This window comes from Streptomyces sp. NPDC020884, assembly GCF_044333935.1.
In the GTDB taxonomy this organism is placed as follows: Bacteria; Actinomycetota; Actinomycetes; order Streptomycetales; family Streptomycetaceae; genus Streptomyces.
In genome coordinates this window covers 1-15063 of record NZ_JBIRRY010000010.1, presented here as the reverse complement: position 1 = coordinate 15063, position 15063 = coordinate 1, and the positions used below count along the sequence as shown (strand labels likewise).

Genomic DNA, 15063 nt, shown 5'->3' with positions numbered 1-15063 from the left:
CTACTCCCCGTCAAACGAAAACACACGGGAGGCATCCATGACTGACCAGGACACGAGTAAGGACGAGGGCTGCGGCAGCCAGTCGCCGAAGAAGTCATACCCGCACCGTCTGTGCCTGCCGCTTCACAGTCTTCAAGGTGTGCTCGGTATCGCCACGTGCATCGCTGTTCTCTGGCGTGTGAATCTGTCGATGGGGCTGCTGCTGGGACTTGCTGTTTCGGCTGCCGGGGGTGTGGTGCTCGCGTGCTGGATCACCCCGAAGTTCGAGAAGGCAGAGTCAGTTCGGTCTGTCACGGCTCCGCCCAAGCCCCTCCGCAGGTGGGCATCGGTCGCCTGCGTCACGGACATCGCCCTGGTGCTCGTCTACGGGCTTCTCCTTGGCCGGTGGCTCTTCCTGGACAACGTCGCTGCGACCGGGGTGGGGGCTTTCGTCTCCTTGCTTGCGGTGGCGCTTTTCCTCGGCCTCATCGCCGTGAACGTGATCGCACATATTCGAGCTTCGGTGAAGACCGCCTGAGCCCTTATGAGGACGTATGCACCCGACAATGCAGTGGGGTGCATACGTTCCTGCCAGGCTTTGCCCCGAGCCCGTGCGGCCGTAAGGCGCGATCAGCGGAATCCGCCCAGCTACCTGACATCTGAAGGCGTGACGAGCTGAGCGCCCGGGACGAATTCGCGGAAACTCGCATTCCTTTCCACCGAGTGGTGATCTTTGGGCATCACGTCGATATACACGCTCAAAGGACTCGGCATGCCCCTGAATCTGACGATCACCAGTAACTTCTTCGAGCCGCACCGGACCTACACCGACGCCACCCCCTACAAGGCGCCCGAACAAGTACGCATCTTCGAGGTCGAGTTCGTCACCCGGCACCCGGACCGAGGGCACCTGCGCGCGGTGGGCTGGATGAGCACTGCGGCCCCCGGAGCGAAGCGGCACATGCAGAAGATCGACGAGAACGAGTACCAGCGTGGTGAATGGCAACTGCACACCTCAACGACGACGCTCCTCGGCCAACTCGACGAAGACGGCCCGACACCGGTCCTTCTGGTGTGCACCTACGGCTGGTCCTGCTCGTGTGACGCCCCCGCCGTGATCGTTTACGCCGACGGTCCAACCTCGGGGACCACCCTCGTCGCCGCCGGTGACGCCGCCTGGGCGCACGCCGGGGGCCTGGAGCTTGCCCTCGCGAACGGCGAGCACGTGGACGGCAGCGAACACCACCACTGCGACGCCCCGCAGCTGAACCTGATGTCGGCGCTGCGCACCCTCCACTTCGCCGCACCCCAGATCCAGACACCTCCCGGGTACGACTCCAGCACCATCCTGCGCGTCCACGCCCGCCCCACGGACGGAGCAGCCGCATGATCACCCCCACCCGGATACGCGTCCGCAACATCCGCTCCGTCCGGGACAGCGAGATCACCATCCCTGACACCGGCATCACGGCCCTGCACGGGCCGGTCGGCTCTGGAAAGTCGACCTTCCTGTCCGCGATGGTGTGGGCCCTGTACGGCGAGGTCCCCGGAGGGCTGAAGCAGGCCGACATGCGCCGCTCCGGAGCTGACGGCGAACCGTGCGAAGCCGAAGTCGACTTCCTCTTCAACGGGCAGCACTACACAGCCCTGCGAGGCCTGCGGCAGCGGAGTCTCCGCGGCGGTGTGCGCGAAGAGGCGTACGCCCGCTGGTGGACCAACGGGGCCACGGGCCCCGGACGGGACGAACCGCAGATCACCCCGACCAAGCTCACCATGAAGATCACCGAGCTGACCGGCCTGACCGGCCGGGCGTACTGCGGAGCGTTCTTCATCGCCCAAGGCGAACTGACCGGCCTGGCCGAAGGCACTCCGGCCCAGGTCCAGAGTCTGTTCGAAGAACAGACTGGACTCGGCGTCCTGACGAAGAAGGTGGACGAGAAGAACGCCGAAGCCCGGCGCGCCGAGGAGCTGGCGGGCGCCATGCCTGGTTCTCCCGAAGAAGCCGAGGAGGCCCGAAACGCAGTCGACGACGCCCAGAAGCAGGCGGTCGAGGACTACGGGACACATGAGGAGCTCGCCGAGGTTGCGCACCGTGCTGCCGACCGAGTGCGCAGTGCCGAGGAACAGGCCGAAGCCGTCCACCAACGGCACCGGCTGGCGGAAGAGGGGCGGATCACCCGAGCCCGCGCTGATGAGCGGGTCCAGCAGTGCCAGCAGCGGGTGACGTCCCTGGCCCAGGAGCTGCACCTGGCGGACCCTGCTACTCCCATGCCGGAGGTCCCCACTCGGCAGCTGGACGTCTTGCGTGACGCTGTCCACTCGGCCGAGCGAGCGACTGGACAGGCCGACGACGCCGAGAAGAGCGCCACCGCAATCGACGTCAGGATGCGACAGACTCGAACCGAGGCTGGCCGGCTCGCTGACCCTGAACTCGACCGTCGTATCGAATCGGCGCACCAGCAGCACACGAAGTACGAGCAGCGGCGCGGTGCGCTCAAAGGCGAGTACACCCGCCTCGACCAAGCGCTACAGGCGCTGACCGCAGCCGAGTCCGCCCGCTGCCCCACCTGCGTTCAGCCGCTGGGGGACGTGCCGTCTTTGGTCGCTGAACTGCGTCGTCAGCGGGAGCGCTGCATCAGGGACGGCAAGGACGCGAAGGCGAAGGCGGAGGCAGCGGCTCAGCTCCACAACGCGCTGCTCTCTCGGCGCCAGGAGTTCACGCGGCTGTCCGCGCGTCTGGACGCGGTGCGCGCGGAGGCGGCTGCCGCTCAACAGCATGCGGAGATGGCGCGAGGTGCGGCGGCCGAGGCCGTGAGCGCGGTGGTGACTCACCTTCCGGATCTGGACACGACGGCGCCTCATGCGCAGGTTCTCCAGAGTGGACGGGACACCATCGAGCGGCTCAGCACGGAGGTCGCACGGGCCCGTCAAGCCCAAGGTCTGCGTAGTCAGCTGGCCTCCGCAGAGGCGGAGTTGGAAGCAGCTCGCGCCGACCTGGCGGCGCTTGCAGACACGCACCCCGACGCCACGGCAGCAGAGCTGGCCGAGGTGACGGGTGAGCTGCAGACCGCCCGCATCGAGCACCACAAGGCGTCTGCGGAGGCATCAGAGGCGAACACCCGCTTCCGGGTCGCCGACGAACGGGTGACCATGCTGACCCAGGCGCACCAGGTCGCTGAGTCCAGGATGCGGGCGAAAGCTGACAAGCTTCACCAGGCCCACATCCTCCACGAGGCTGCTGCGGTCCTTGCGCAGTTTCGTCGGGACCTTCTGGCGGAGTACACGGCAGTCGTGTCCCAGGCAGCCACTGACGTGCTGACCCAGATCACCGACCGGCATGTCCGCTTCGAGATCGATGACGCGTTCATTCCACGTGTCCACACCGCCGAAGGCATCGTGCGCCCCGCCCGTGTTCTCTCCGGCGGCGAGAAGGCCACCGCCGCGCTCGCCTTCCGCCTGGGCATCACCGAGCAGGTCACCGGAGGCAACGCCACCGGCATGATCATCGCCGATGAGATCACGGCCGCGCACGACGCCGACACCCGCCGAGCGGTCCTCACCTGCCTCTCCGAGCTCGGCTGGCCCGCCCTTGTCGTGTCCCACGGTGAGGAGATCACCGAGACCGCTCAACACGTCATCAGCCTTCGTCAGCCAGACGAAACGACCGGGACGATCGTCTCAGCTGCGGCTTGACGACCCTGGCGTTGGCAGGGAGGGGCGCGCCCCTCCCTGCCAACGCCGCCCCTCCGTGTATGCCTTCGCGCATTCGCGCCCGCTGGGGCAGATGAACAGAGTTGCGGCTCTATGAGCCCACCAGCATCTGCCCGTTGAACAAAGGAGGCCTCGTGCCTATCGAGCGCGTCATTCGTCTCGCCGACGCCGATTGGTCTGTCACTGAAAGTGATGGCACGGAGACCGGGGCTGCCTGCCTTCTCGACGCTGGAGACCGGACGTACTCGATCCTGCGCAACGGCGTGGTACCCATCCGGCTGACCACACGGGACATCCTGACCTTGCTCGACTGCCTTGAGCGGGCCGAGTGACCCAGCCACCCCGGTACCCCTTCGCGCCAGGAAGCGGGCCCGGAGAGGACCTCCGTGTCGTCGGCGCAATCAGCGAAGGAGCCCAGCCAATGAGCACGCAGATCCTGCCCGTGACCGAGACGAACGGACACGTCTTCGTGAACGACGAAGCCGAGGTCTACTGGGTTGACGGCTGCCCGCCGATCGCCGGCCCCATCGACCTCGGCTGCCGGTCCTGCGCCAAGCAGCCGGCCAGACGCGTTGTCGAAGGCGCCGTCCATGTCCTTGACCCCTGCCCCTACCCCGATGGCATCCGGACCGAGATCACCGTCAGTGTGCCCTCCGGCAAGCTGATCGTTGCTGACGACCTACGGCCCGCCTACGACTTCGACGGGGCAGCCGTCAGGTACAACACCGACCTGGGCAAGGCTCATATGGTCCACGGCATGGCCTCCATGGGCTGCGCATTCGGCCCCGCCCGGTCTGGCGGGCTTGGGCTGTACCGCACGGACCCGGACAGGTACCTCATCGCAAGCCCGGCATCCGCGGATGGCAACGAAACGGCGATGCCTGGAGCCGTCCTTCTTGCCCCCATCGATACGGTCGTCTGGTCCTACGCCATCGCCGACTACGAGCACTGGATCAGCCGAGGGGGAACCCCTGACGGACTTGATTCCTACGCCGTCGTCGACGTGCCCCCAGGCCGTTACATCTTCACTCACCTGTCCCTGACCCGCAGTTTCGATCATGAGGCCGCTGGTGACGTGATCTACGCACGCATCCAGCGCGCTATTTGACCAGTACCCGGATCCCGACGACGACTATCCAGGAACGCAGCCCCGCGCCGAGCCCGGCCCGGGGCTGCCGCGCGTTCAGATCGCTCGAGCGGCTGTCCGCCGGCCGGCCTTACCTGCCGCGGCCCCTTGGCCCGGAGCGCACCCGTTCTCGCCACGAGGCGACGTATCCGGAGCTCGCAGGCCCTAATCAGAGCTCCCCCGACGCCGCACGGCCGTCGGAGTCGACCAACCCGTCCACCGAAGGAGCTTCGGATGCCACCCGCACGGTCCGAGAAGAGCACCTCTTCAACGGAGGTCACCCGGCCGGTGCCTCATCCCTCTATGTTCAGCCAGCGCCCCTCAGCGATCCAGGGCGCTCGGCGCTCTCTCTCCTCTGGCCTCAGGAACCGGCGCTGCGGCCGCACCATCACCGTCGTCTACGACTCGGCACACCTGCGCGTGCGGGTACACGAAGGCGACGTTCAGTGGTTCGTGCGCGACATTGCACTGGCCCTCGGCTTCCAGCACCCACTGCCCGCCGGGGACGCGACCCCGCAGGTCCTCGTGAACACAACCCAGTTGTGGGCCTTGATGGCGCACGCGACCTTCTGCCCACCGCAGGCCTTCACCGCGTGGGCGACGGGTCTGGCTCGAACTCTGCCTCTTCAAACGACCGCAGCATCCGCCCACGCCCAGGCCTGACCGCTGGCGCAGGCGACCAACACCACCGAACGAGAGAAATCATGTTCAGCGAACCCGCTCCATGCCCAACCTGCGACGCCGCCCCCGGCCAACCGCACGATGAAGCCTGCGACATCGCACGCTGCGCCGAGACCGGGCTTCAGGACTGCTCCCACCAGGGAGACATCTGCGATCGTCAGACCCTATGGCACGGGCACTGGCCCGGTGAGATGGAGTGCTGGGAGTACGGATTCCTGCTCCCCCAGGACACGGGAGGCAGCCTCCCGCCTCAGCCAGACCTCATGCAGCTCTACACCGCATGCGTGTGGAACCGGGACCGACAGCGTTGGGTCCTTGGCCCGTCGATCGCGCAGGCCGAACCAGCGGACCTGTGACCTCATCACGCCGCCCAAGGAATCACCCACTCGGGGCCTACCATCCCGCCCTGCCGTGCGCGGTTCCAGGCCGCGCTCCCCCCACCACTCTCTCGCGTATCTGTCCAACACGAACATCTGTCCAACACGAACTGAACCAGGAGAACACCATGAACAACCCCGCCCTTCCCAAGGACCTCCTCCGCGTCACCACGGACGCCTATCTGAAGGCACTGCGCCAGGGCGACCTGCACAACGCTCTCGGCATCATGACGCGCCTGGCCACCCGGTACGGGCTCCCTGCGGTTCGCGACCTTGCCACTGAACTCACGGGAGATCTCCACACACACTGCCCGCCACGCTTCCGAGACGCACTGGGCCGCGTAGACATATGCGCCCTCGCGCCCGCGCGCCACGATGACCCACTCACCACCATCGACGTCGCCACCAAGACCAATCGACTGAGCGGTCGCGGGCACGTCACCGCCGGCGACCTCGAACACACCGAGGAGCAGATCCGCATCACAGAGACGGTCCGCCGGACGGTTCAGGATGCGCTGAACGCTGCCACTGGTCAGGGCCGCCCGACCGTCACCAACGTGCTGGCGCCCCTGGACAGTGCCCGCGAGCTATCAGCTGCCGTGGCCCTGTTGACCAACGGGCTTCTCGTCGTTCTGCGGTAGAGCCCTCGCTGCCGCTCGTCTGCAGGTGTTCGAGTCCGTCGAGCGGTATCAGCCACCCCGGCGCCTTCGAGGACAGGCGCGGAATGGCGGCACCCCGCCCTCGTCGGGCGGGGTGGAGCGAAAGTACCGCCGCCTCGTCGTGCCCTTCTACCGACGCAACTCCCGGTCACAACACCGTCAGCTGCCCCAGCACCCGCGCTGTCAGGCCAGGTCGCCCCCGCGGCCCTTACCCGCCTCTTGTACGGAGATCCGAAGCCATGACCTTCTACGGGATCCCTCCCGCCTCGATACGCCGAGCGCTCTCCCCCGAAAGCGGAACCGAGCATGCACGCGCAATAGTGGGAGACGCTATTGCGTGGTGGCAAGAGAACCGCGGAGGGACCAGCGATCTACCCATCGCCGTCGGCACACTCGCCACCCTCGCGCTAGCGGCTCCGCCCACACCAGCCGGCCGCGACTTCGGGCCCCTGCTCATCCCTCTGAACGACGCCGGGATCACCGATGCCCTGCGGGCAATCTGGAACACGTGCTGGGCCCAGAACCCTGTCCTCACCGACACTGCAAGGCCCCTGCACGAATGGCTGGCTCAGCCGAGCGAGACGGACACCCGCGGACTGGCCGACTACGCCCGCGTCCTCATCCGGGCCGGACTGCTCGAATACGCCAGCGACGTCACCCGGTGCGAAGAGGAAGATGTCCTCGGCCTCATCGTGCAACGCATGCGCAGCTACTCACAGCGGCAACCCGTCGGCCAGTTCTTCACCCCCTCCACCGTGGCCAACCACATGGCCGGCAACCTGCTCAGCGAACCTCTCCCCCACGGAGCCCGCCTCGTCGAGCCCTGCGCAGGCACCGGAACGATGATCCGCGCCGCTGCTGCGACCCTGCGCTCCCAAGGCACAGACCCAGCAGACTTCCACTGGTGGATGAACGACATAGACCCACTACTGGCCGGGTGCCTCTCAGCGAACGCGGCACTCTGGAGACTCGGCCCCAGGGTCACAGTGTCCTGCGGTGACAGCCTCCGAAGCGTGCAGGACCTTGCCGATTCCGCCCGGCAGCGGGCCGCCGCCGCGATCGCGGAGCAGCAGCGGACACCGACCCTGTACCCCACGCCGAACTGGCCCTCCTCCTACTGGCAGCCCGGATGAACGCTCCCGCGTTCTCGCCACAATCCGGCAGAGCACCATCCGCAGGCGCCTAATCGGGTGCTCACCTTCCCCCAGCAGAACGGCATCCCATGGACCACCGAGACTTCGTGACGCGTCTCTCCGAAGCCGTCGCGCAACACGCGGGCACTGCATCCGGTCCAGACCAGCCGGCCGACCGCGACAACTCCAACAGCCCCGAACGGACTGGCACGGAGGCACCTGACTTCCCCACCAGACGAAGTGATGGCGCAGCCTTCGGCGAGGCGGTCGCCGACGCCTGGTACAGCTGCGGCAGCGACCGGCTCGACATACCCCTCGGCGTCGTCGCCGCACTGTCACTGCACCCTGCCAAGTCCCCCAGAGCCACCCACGCACGTGGTCTGGCGAACCTCATAGCCGTGCAACCTGCCCACGTCCTGGTCAAGAACTATGCCCGGATCTACGCGGCAGTCTGGCTGGCTCGGCCGGACCTCATGGACGTAGCCGCCGCGATTCTCCGCTGGACGGAGGAAGACCTCAGCGAACAGGAAATGCGAGGCGTCTCCGCCGCTACCCAGGCAGCCCTGCGCTCCGGCGTGCTCCAGCACACGGGTGACAGCAACCCGGGCCACCGATCGGGCATTGACCTCCTTTCATGGACCATCACGCACCTGCGTCACCACAGTTCACGCAAAGGGCTCGGCGAGTACCACACCCCTCCCGACATGACGGACGTCATGGCCCTGCTACTCCTCGACGACACCGACGAGACCCCAGAGCCCGGGCACGTGTTCAATGAGCCGACGGCCGGGACCGGCGGCATGTTTCGGTCCATAGCGCAGGCTCTGCGTGGGCGCGGGCTCGATCCGCACGCCTACGGCTGGGTCATGCAAGAGCTGAACCCGACGGCAGCCGCCTGCGCCGCGGTGAATGCCGTCGTCTGGGACTTGGGGCACGGAGCCGTGGTGGCCGTCGGCGACATCCTGTCGGAGGGGAACCTCGGCCAGGAGGCCCTGGCCCATCAGCAGGAGATGCACGACTTCAGGAACACGATGCAGGACTTCGCCGCCTTCGCGCTGGCGATCGATACGACCCGGCGCCTGGTGGACGCCCTCTTCGCTGACCGAGAGGGGCTGGAAGGCGAAGAATGACGACCCGCGCGAGTCCCGCACACCTTGGTTCTCGCGCGTCCGCCCCAGTGGCCACCCCATCCCCTAACCTCCGTGCTGAACCCGTCTCTGACCCCGCGAACGATCGAGGAGCTTCATGCGCACCGCCGGCACCGACTCAGGGAAGGCGTACAACGTGCCCGACCCGCACGCTCGCAGCCACGCCCCGGGGCCCGCGGTGACGGAACCAAGCGCAGCCGCTCGGGTTGACGCGCGAGCAGCCGCCCACCACGTGCGGGCGCTGACCACTCAGCAGGCAGGACCGTCTATCGCTGCGATCGCGCGGACCGCGGGCATACCCGTCTCGACGCTAAAGTGCGTCCTGCTCGACGTGGCAGCCGGCAAGGACCGCACCATCAAGGCAGAGGCTGCGAGCCGTCTCCTCGCCATCGGCACAACAACCACGGTGCCTTCTCCTCCGAACCTTCGAAGCGAGACTGAGGCCTCGGAAGTAGTTGTTCACGTGCGACACCTTCAGTCCTCCTACGACCGAGCCAGCATCGCCCTTATCGCCAGGGTGGCTGAAGTTCCAGCCACCACTCTGAAGGCCGTCATCAGCCACCACGCGAACGACCCGCAGAGGACGGTCCGGAGCGTTTTCGCTCGTAAGGTCCTCGCTGTCACAGCTTTGCCGGCACCGGCGAAGCTGAAAGGCAGTCAGCTGGCTCACGTCACGGACGTCGGACTTGTGCGCCGCCTTCAAGGGCTGCGCGCGCTCGGCTGGACGATGCAGGCGATCGCCGAGGTAGGTGGTGTCTGCGCCCGCACGCTGCACGAGTTCCTCCTGACCAGCGCCCGCACGCCGGCCGTGCGCGATGCCATCCTCACTGCCTGGAAGCAACTGGGCGGCCGCCCTGGACCATCGCAAATTACCCGCGCACGCGCCACGAAGAGGCAATGGGCGACGGCATTCGCCTGGGACGAAGCGACCATCGATCTGCCGGAGGCGAAGCCCCACGGAATCCGGGCACCGAACCATGGCAACGCCTGGACTGCTCAGCTGCTCCAGGAGGAGATGGACTTCCTGCGCGAGGCCGGCCTGAACTGGACGCAGAGCTTGCGCCGTCTCGGTCTCAGCAGCCAGCAAGCTCACGAACTCCTCGAAGAAGCTCGGACGGCAAACGACGAGACCTGTCCTGTCCGCGACCTAACCTTTGACGCACCCCCGACACACGCTCTGGTCGCCTGAACAGGAACGGCCGATTCGCTCCGGCAGGCGACCCCACTACGAAAGCCGCGTTTCACCGCAGGCCAGGAACCCGTTCCGCAGCCCGTCATCCGACGGACTGCGCAACTCTCATCAACCAGTGAAAAGGACATCATGAACACCAACACCAGCACCGCCCCCGAAACCCCGATCACCACCCCGGACTTTGGCGTTGAGCAGTGCGACCCGTCCGTGCCGGCGCCTGCCGTCGTCGTGGCCAACACGGCCGACATGAAGTCCCCCGGCCACGGGTACACCCTGCCCCTCGTCGGCCGGGAACGCCCGCACAGTTTCGAAGCCGTCCTCCCCGAACAGTCCCTGCGCGTCTTCGCCGACCGGCCAGCCGACATCCTCGCCCAGCTCATCCCCGGCTACGCCGAACTCGAGGCCAGCCTTGCACAGGCGATAGCGGCCGGAGACCAGCAGTCGATCGACCAGGCCGAACTCGCGGCGTTCGACGCCCGCACGGCCCACGCCACGAAGACCCGTCGAGTGCTGCAGCAGCAGATCAACACTGATGCCCAGGAAGCAGACACCTGGGGTGCCCTGACCGAGGAGGAGCAGGAGCTTCTGGATGCTGCTGCCGCCGGGCAGGTGCCCACTGGGGTGCTGTTCCAGGCACCCGCCGAGGACGACCTGGGTAACCTGACGCAGCAGGAGCTTGGCGAGTGGTCCGCCACGGTCCCCCTCGTCATCAACCGCGGCGAGTACGTCGACGGGGACGTCGACGAGCCGGCCTCCGGGTTGGAGACCAAGATGCCCGACGGCCGCATGGTCGTCGTGGTGGTCGAGCACCCGGAGAACCTGGTACTTCTCGACCCGCTGGACCCCTTCTCGTACCTGTCCTCTCTCGAGCGCGCCGACGTGATCACTCTGGTGGAGCGCGAGTACGTGCCCATGGACGAGCTCTTCACGTCCGTCATGGAGCTCGGAGCGGACGCCGAGGCCTGACCAGAGACGCTCCGTGCGTACTTGTGCGGCGTACTGGCGTCTGGTGGCGCCTGCGCACAGGCCCACGGGGAAAGGGGCTCGCTGGCTGTGAGTGAGGTGGTCGCGTTCGTCACTATGCATCTGATGCCGCCCACGGCTGCCTTCGCCCTGTGGAACGAGTATCGGAAGCGGCGCACGGTCATGATGGCCGTCACGATGGCGGGGTCGGTGACTTCAGGGCTCGGTCTTCTCCTCGACAGGCCTTCCTTGGGCCTCGCCGGCCTGTTGCTTCTGTCCCCGCCGGTCCTCGCCATGTGGCGCGACTTCCGCGCTGAGGGCGGGTGACCCTGCTGTGGTTGCTGCTCTGGCAGAGCTGTCCGCTTCCGATTGCACGATGCCCCTTCAGGACGACACTCACTGGAGGGGCACGACGTGGTTTGCCGCGAGAACAAGGGCCGCTCGGCGGTCATCGGCTATCAGAAGCACCTGCTCAAGCAGCTCGGCTACACGGACTACGACGACTTCGAGCTGCAGTCGGGTATTCACGAATTCGGGCACCAATACGAGGGCTTTCCCGCTCCTTCGAAGAAGGAGCAGCTGGCCTTCCTGAACGGGCTCAAGCAGCAGATCGAGGGCGACCCGCGGATCTCCTCGGCCGACAAGCACCGGGAGAGCGACCGGCAGCCCGGCATGGTTACCCGCATCGACCAGGAGATATCCCGGTTGAGGACGGGCAAGGACGAGTACGGCCGGCCACTGCAAGGCAAGCACAAGATGCGCGGTCAGGACCTGGCGGCGATGCAGCGCCTGGGCGTACTGCTGCAGCGTAACCAGGAGGCGAAGGATGGCTATTTCGACGTCTACGCCCGCACGATGGGCGTTTCCGCTGCCGAAGCGAGGGGCCGCTGGAAGGCATTGGTCCGCCGGCAGAAGACACAGCGGGAGAACACCCGTATCTCCCTGACGGACCAGTGGCGCGACAAGCTCGCCGTCTCCGGTTTCACAGCCAGGCACCAGGCCGACATCGGTCAGAGCAACGTCTCCCGAGATGCGCTGCGGATCATGGAGGAGGAACGGCGAGCCAAGTTGGACTCGCTGCCCACCCGCGCTGCACTCACCTCGGCGCAGCGAGTGCGCCTGGCGGAGCCCGGCAAGGGCAACGTGCAGTGCACCGGCGAGGGCGGCTGTGGTCAGTTCGGTCACGAGCGTTCCGCCTGCCCCAACCAGACCCTCGTCAAGCAGAGGAACGACTCCCGGACCCGGTGGCAAGAGATCGACGCCAAGATCAGGGAGGAGAAGGACCGGGCGGACGAGCACGCCCGCAACGACTGGGCCTTCATATCGGGCTACTCCCACAAGGAGATGGCTCAGATGAGGGAGGAGCGGGACCGCCATCTGAAGCACGACCAGCAGGTCACGCGCCATCTCGCGGACAGCACGCGGCAGGAGACCGTTCGTTGCGGCACCTGCCAGCAGTTCGGGCACGTGGCCGATGAGTGCCCCAATACGGCGCGGGTCGACGAACTGAACGAGCTTCGGGACAAGACCGATCAGTACTACGCCCAGATGGAGGCGCGAGCCGACTGGATCAACGCTGCCGTGGGCGAGGTGCCGGAAGACGACCCGGAGCTTCAGCGGTGGCGCGGAGAGTACGGACGATACGAGTTCTCGGCGCAGCAGGCCGCTGGGCAGTACAAGGACAAGAAGGCAGAGATCGCATCCGCCGCGATCCGCTGCATCGGTGGGTGCGGTCAGTTCGGCCACGCCCGCGACGAATGCCCGAACGCTGCTCTCCTCGACGAGCTCGCCAGCCATGTGCAGGAGCTCGAGAAGATCCAAGAGAAGGTCCGTCAGCGGGCAGTGCTACGCAAGCAGAACCCTGACACTGCGTCGCTTACCGCAGCTGACCACGCCCTGTACGACGACTGGCACTCCAAGAGCCTCGACATCGACAAGAAGCTCCTGGACGCCGGAATCGACCCCACCCGTGTATCGACCTCCATCGCCGCTCTGCCGCACTCCCGCACAGCCAAGGTGCCAGTGTCCGCCCGCATTCAGGAGGTCGGGTACAACCGGGACACGGGCTACCTGGAGGTCACCACCCGCCCTTACACACGCAAGAGCGACGGGCAGGTCATGCCGGCCAAGACCTACGCCTACCGGATGTCGCCGAGCCAGCACCAGCAGATGATGGCGGCCTCCTCCCTCACCAGCTACGTCAGCCAAACGGTCTGGGCGAAGAACGGCGGCAACACCGCCTACCAGTTCGAGAACGTCGCGGAGGCGGCCGAGGCTTCAGTCCAGCGCCAGTGTGCGACCTGCGGACAGTGGGCGTCCATGACCGCAGCGCACACCTGCCCGGTCTCCGGCTCCCGCGCAGGCCAGGATGACGCCGCCCGCCGGGCCCGGATCAAGGCGGAACGTCAAGCCGCACGCGCCGCGGGCCGCCCCGCCCAGACGCCCCCTGCCGTTGCGACGATTCCGCCCAGCGCCCGACTGCGCTTCGGCAGCGAGGGAACACTGCTCTACGCCGACCCTCGCCGCATCGACTCAGAACTCTCCGCAGGGAAGGTCGCGGCCGCGCAGGTACGAGCAACCTTCCTCGACGCGAGTGTTACCGGGCAGGCAGTTGCCTGGAACGACGCGGACGGGCAGCCCCAGCTGTCCACGGACCGGGACGACGGCGCGACCCTGGCGTGCAACTGCCGCACCTTCAAGAAGGACAGGACCTGCGGGCACATCCGGCTTGTCGGCAAGGGGATGGCTCAGCGGTACGCCGCAGACCACCCCGCGGTGGGCTCCCCGCTGCGTAGCGCTCCGCTGCCCGCGCCCAAGCCCGCAGCCGAAGAGGTCGCCCGGGACGCCCCTGAGGAGGGCTACGCCCGTAAGTCATACGCGCAGATACGGGAGCTCCGTGAGGCATGGCGCGGCAGTGAGCGTTCCCGGGCCAGGCAGCTGTCCCAAGCGCAGAGCAGCCGATGGCTCTACGCAGCCGGATCCGTCGACGGGCAGAGTGGCAAGCCCGTCAAGACGCCGCAGGTCTGGGCCGAGAGCGGAGTCAGTGTTGACCCCGGGGACGCTGCCGGGCGCGACGCAATACACCTCGACCGCGACAAGGATGTACAGGCAGGACTTCGCGCCGGACTTCGCCAGCAGACCGGTAAGCACTGGTCCGTGACGCGCAAGCCCGACGGATGGCTGCATATCAGCACTGCTCTGCAGCGGCGCACCGGTGAGAAGGAGATCACTACCGCCGAGCGGCGTGAACTGGCAGCCGCGCTGAAACTGCCCATCGACGCTGTCTCCTCACACGGCGTGGCGGTTCCTCCGGGACAAGGGTGGAGAGCTGAGATGCTCGACCGCGCGTCAGGGCGACCCCCGCGGATCCTGGGCGAGAGGTACGTGGCCCGCGCGGACCAGCGTCCGGAGATTCTCCACAAGGTGTGATCTATCTGGCCTCGGGTCGTCCGCCTGCACCGGGGTGGACGACCCGACGGATGTCCGGTTTGCACGCGACGATGCCTGCGTCCCGCGCTGACAACGAAGGAGGTCGCCCACTGTGCCGACGACCGAACTACGCGACCTGCTCCTAGGCCAAGCGCTCGCGGCCCTGCGTCGCACCAGCACCGAGCGCGAGCGCCCCGACCCGCACTTCGAGCTCCTGGCATACACGGCCATGGCGACCACCCTGGCTGGCATCAGCACACGACTGCTGGAAGCTCTGTCCAGGCACCGACCGGATCTGGCGCGGCAACTAGCGCAGGAGATCCTCGAACTCCGCGATGAGCCCTCGGAGATGGCCGACTACATCCTGGCCCGGGCGCGCACCGAACTTCCGGGTTGCTCAGCCTTTGCGCCACCCGCACCCGCGACGGGCTGACAGATTCGCGAGAACTCCCCCAAAACGACGGCACCCACCACCATTCGTTGTACCCCCGGCCGGTGAGTGACCGGGTGCGCCGCCTCTTGTGCGCACCCGGCCACTCACCGCCTCTCACAAGCACAAGGAGAAGCTGTATGGCAGGCGAGACCGTCATCACGGTCGTCGGCAATCTCGTCGACGACCCCGAGCTGCGCTTCACCCCGTCCGGTGCGGCGGTCGCGAAGTTCCG

The 15063-nt window shown here is 67.0% G+C and carries 15 protein-coding genes; all 15 read left to right on the top strand.

The window, feature by feature from the left end; all coding sequences use genetic code 11:
* The first annotated feature begins 37 nt into the window (after nucleotides 1-37).
* Nucleotides 38-517 (top strand): hypothetical protein, encoded by a 480-nt coding sequence (locus ACH4UK_RS27770; protein WP_331759547.1) that lies wholly within the window; start codon nucleotides 38-40, stop codon nucleotides 515-517.
* Between the two features lie 234 nt (nucleotides 518-751).
* The gene (locus ACH4UK_RS27765; RefSeq protein WP_331759548.1) at nucleotides 752-1369 is read left to right on the top strand and encodes a hypothetical protein; all 618 of its coding nucleotides are present in this window, start codon (nucleotides 752-754) and stop codon (nucleotides 1367-1369) included.
* Nucleotides 1366-3672 carry an SMC family ATPase gene (locus tag ACH4UK_RS27760; protein WP_331759549.1) on the top strand — a complete coding sequence of 769 codons (2307 nt, stop codon included), beginning with the start codon at nucleotides 1366-1368 and terminating at the stop codon, nucleotides 3670-3672. The genes ACH4UK_RS27765 and ACH4UK_RS27760 overlap by 4 nt, the downstream gene beginning before the upstream one ends.
* A 152-nt stretch (nucleotides 3673-3824) precedes the next feature.
* Entirely contained in the window at nucleotides 3825-4022 is a 198-nt protein-coding gene (locus ACH4UK_RS27755; protein WP_331759550.1) for a hypothetical protein, read from the top strand.
* Between the two features lie 89 nt (nucleotides 4023-4111).
* The gene (locus ACH4UK_RS27750; RefSeq protein ID WP_398360671.1) at nucleotides 4112-4798 is read left to right on the top strand and encodes a hypothetical protein; all 687 of its coding nucleotides are present in this window, start codon (nucleotides 4112-4114) and stop codon (nucleotides 4796-4798) included.
* 321 nt (nucleotides 4799-5119) lie between these two features.
* Complete coding sequence (locus ACH4UK_RS27745; protein ID WP_398360670.1) at nucleotides 5120-5479, top strand: hypothetical protein; 360 nt, start codon at nucleotides 5120-5122, stop codon at nucleotides 5477-5479.
* Between the two features lie 523 nt (nucleotides 5480-6002).
* Nucleotides 6003-6515, top strand: coding sequence for a hypothetical protein (locus tag ACH4UK_RS27740; protein WP_331759554.1), 513 nt, complete (start codon nucleotides 6003-6005; stop codon nucleotides 6513-6515).
* A 257-nt stretch (nucleotides 6516-6772) separates the two neighbouring features.
* Complete coding sequence (locus ACH4UK_RS27735; protein ID WP_331759555.1) at nucleotides 6773-7666, top strand: hypothetical protein; 894 nt, start codon at nucleotides 6773-6775, stop codon at nucleotides 7664-7666.
* An 89-nt stretch (nucleotides 7667-7755) separates the two neighbouring features.
* Nucleotides 7756-8796, top strand: coding sequence for an N-6 DNA methylase (locus tag ACH4UK_RS27730; RefSeq protein WP_398360667.1), 1041 nt, complete (start codon nucleotides 7756-7758; stop codon nucleotides 8794-8796).
* A 250-nt stretch (nucleotides 8797-9046) separates the two neighbouring features.
* On the top strand, nucleotides 9047-10003 hold the full coding sequence (locus tag ACH4UK_RS27725) for a hypothetical protein (RefSeq protein WP_398360666.1): 957 nt from the start codon (nucleotides 9047-9049) through the stop codon (nucleotides 10001-10003).
* Nucleotides 10004-10135: 132 nt separating this feature from the next.
* Complete coding sequence (locus tag ACH4UK_RS27720; protein ID WP_398360664.1) at nucleotides 10136-10972, top strand: hypothetical protein; 837 nt, start codon at nucleotides 10136-10138, stop codon at nucleotides 10970-10972.
* Between the two features lie 87 nt (nucleotides 10973-11059).
* On the top strand, nucleotides 11060-11296 hold the full coding sequence (locus tag ACH4UK_RS27715) for a hypothetical protein (protein ID WP_398360661.1): 237 nt from the start codon (nucleotides 11060-11062) through the stop codon (nucleotides 11294-11296).
* 87 nt (nucleotides 11297-11383) lie between these two features.
* Nucleotides 11384-14398, top strand: coding sequence for a hypothetical protein (locus ACH4UK_RS27710; RefSeq protein WP_331759560.1), 3015 nt, complete (start codon nucleotides 11384-11386; stop codon nucleotides 14396-14398).
* A gap of 112 nt (nucleotides 14399-14510) precedes the next feature.
* Entirely contained in the window at nucleotides 14511-14831 is a 321-nt protein-coding gene (locus ACH4UK_RS27705; RefSeq protein ID WP_331759562.1) for a hypothetical protein, read from the top strand.
* 137 nt (nucleotides 14832-14968) lie between these two features.
* On the top strand, nucleotides 14969-15063 hold a 95-nt coding region (locus ACH4UK_RS27700; RefSeq protein ID WP_175510246.1), incomplete at its 3' end, for a single-stranded DNA-binding protein.

What these genes read in the sequence shown, in the direction of transcription:
- ACH4UK_RS27770 (WP_331759547.1), top strand. Translation starts at nt 38, where the DNA reads ATGACTGACCAGGACACGAGTAAGGACGAGGGCTGCGGCAGCCAGTCG.
- ACH4UK_RS27765 (WP_331759548.1), top strand. Translation starts at nt 752, where the DNA reads ATGCCCCTGAATCTGACGATCACCAGTAACTTCTTCGAGCCGCACCGG.
- ACH4UK_RS27760 (WP_331759549.1), top strand. Translation starts at nt 1,366, where the DNA reads ATGATCACCCCCACCCGGATACGCGTCCGCAACATCCGCTCCGTCCGG.
- ACH4UK_RS27750 (WP_398360671.1), top strand. Translation starts at nt 4,112, where the DNA reads ATGAGCACGCAGATCCTGCCCGTGACCGAGACGAACGGACACGTCTTC.
- ACH4UK_RS27745 (WP_398360670.1), top strand. Translation starts at nt 5,120, where the DNA reads ATGTTCAGCCAGCGCCCCTCAGCGATCCAGGGCGCTCGGCGCTCTCTC.
- ACH4UK_RS27740 (WP_331759554.1), top strand. Translation starts at nt 6,003, where the DNA reads ATGAACAACCCCGCCCTTCCCAAGGACCTCCTCCGCGTCACCACGGAC.
- ACH4UK_RS27735 (WP_331759555.1), top strand. Translation starts at nt 6,773, where the DNA reads ATGACCTTCTACGGGATCCCTCCCGCCTCGATACGCCGAGCGCTCTCC.
- ACH4UK_RS27730 (WP_398360667.1), top strand. Translation starts at nt 7,756, where the DNA reads ATGGACCACCGAGACTTCGTGACGCGTCTCTCCGAAGCCGTCGCGCAA.
- ACH4UK_RS27720 (WP_398360664.1), top strand. Translation starts at nt 10,136, where the DNA reads ATGAACACCAACACCAGCACCGCCCCCGAAACCCCGATCACCACCCCG.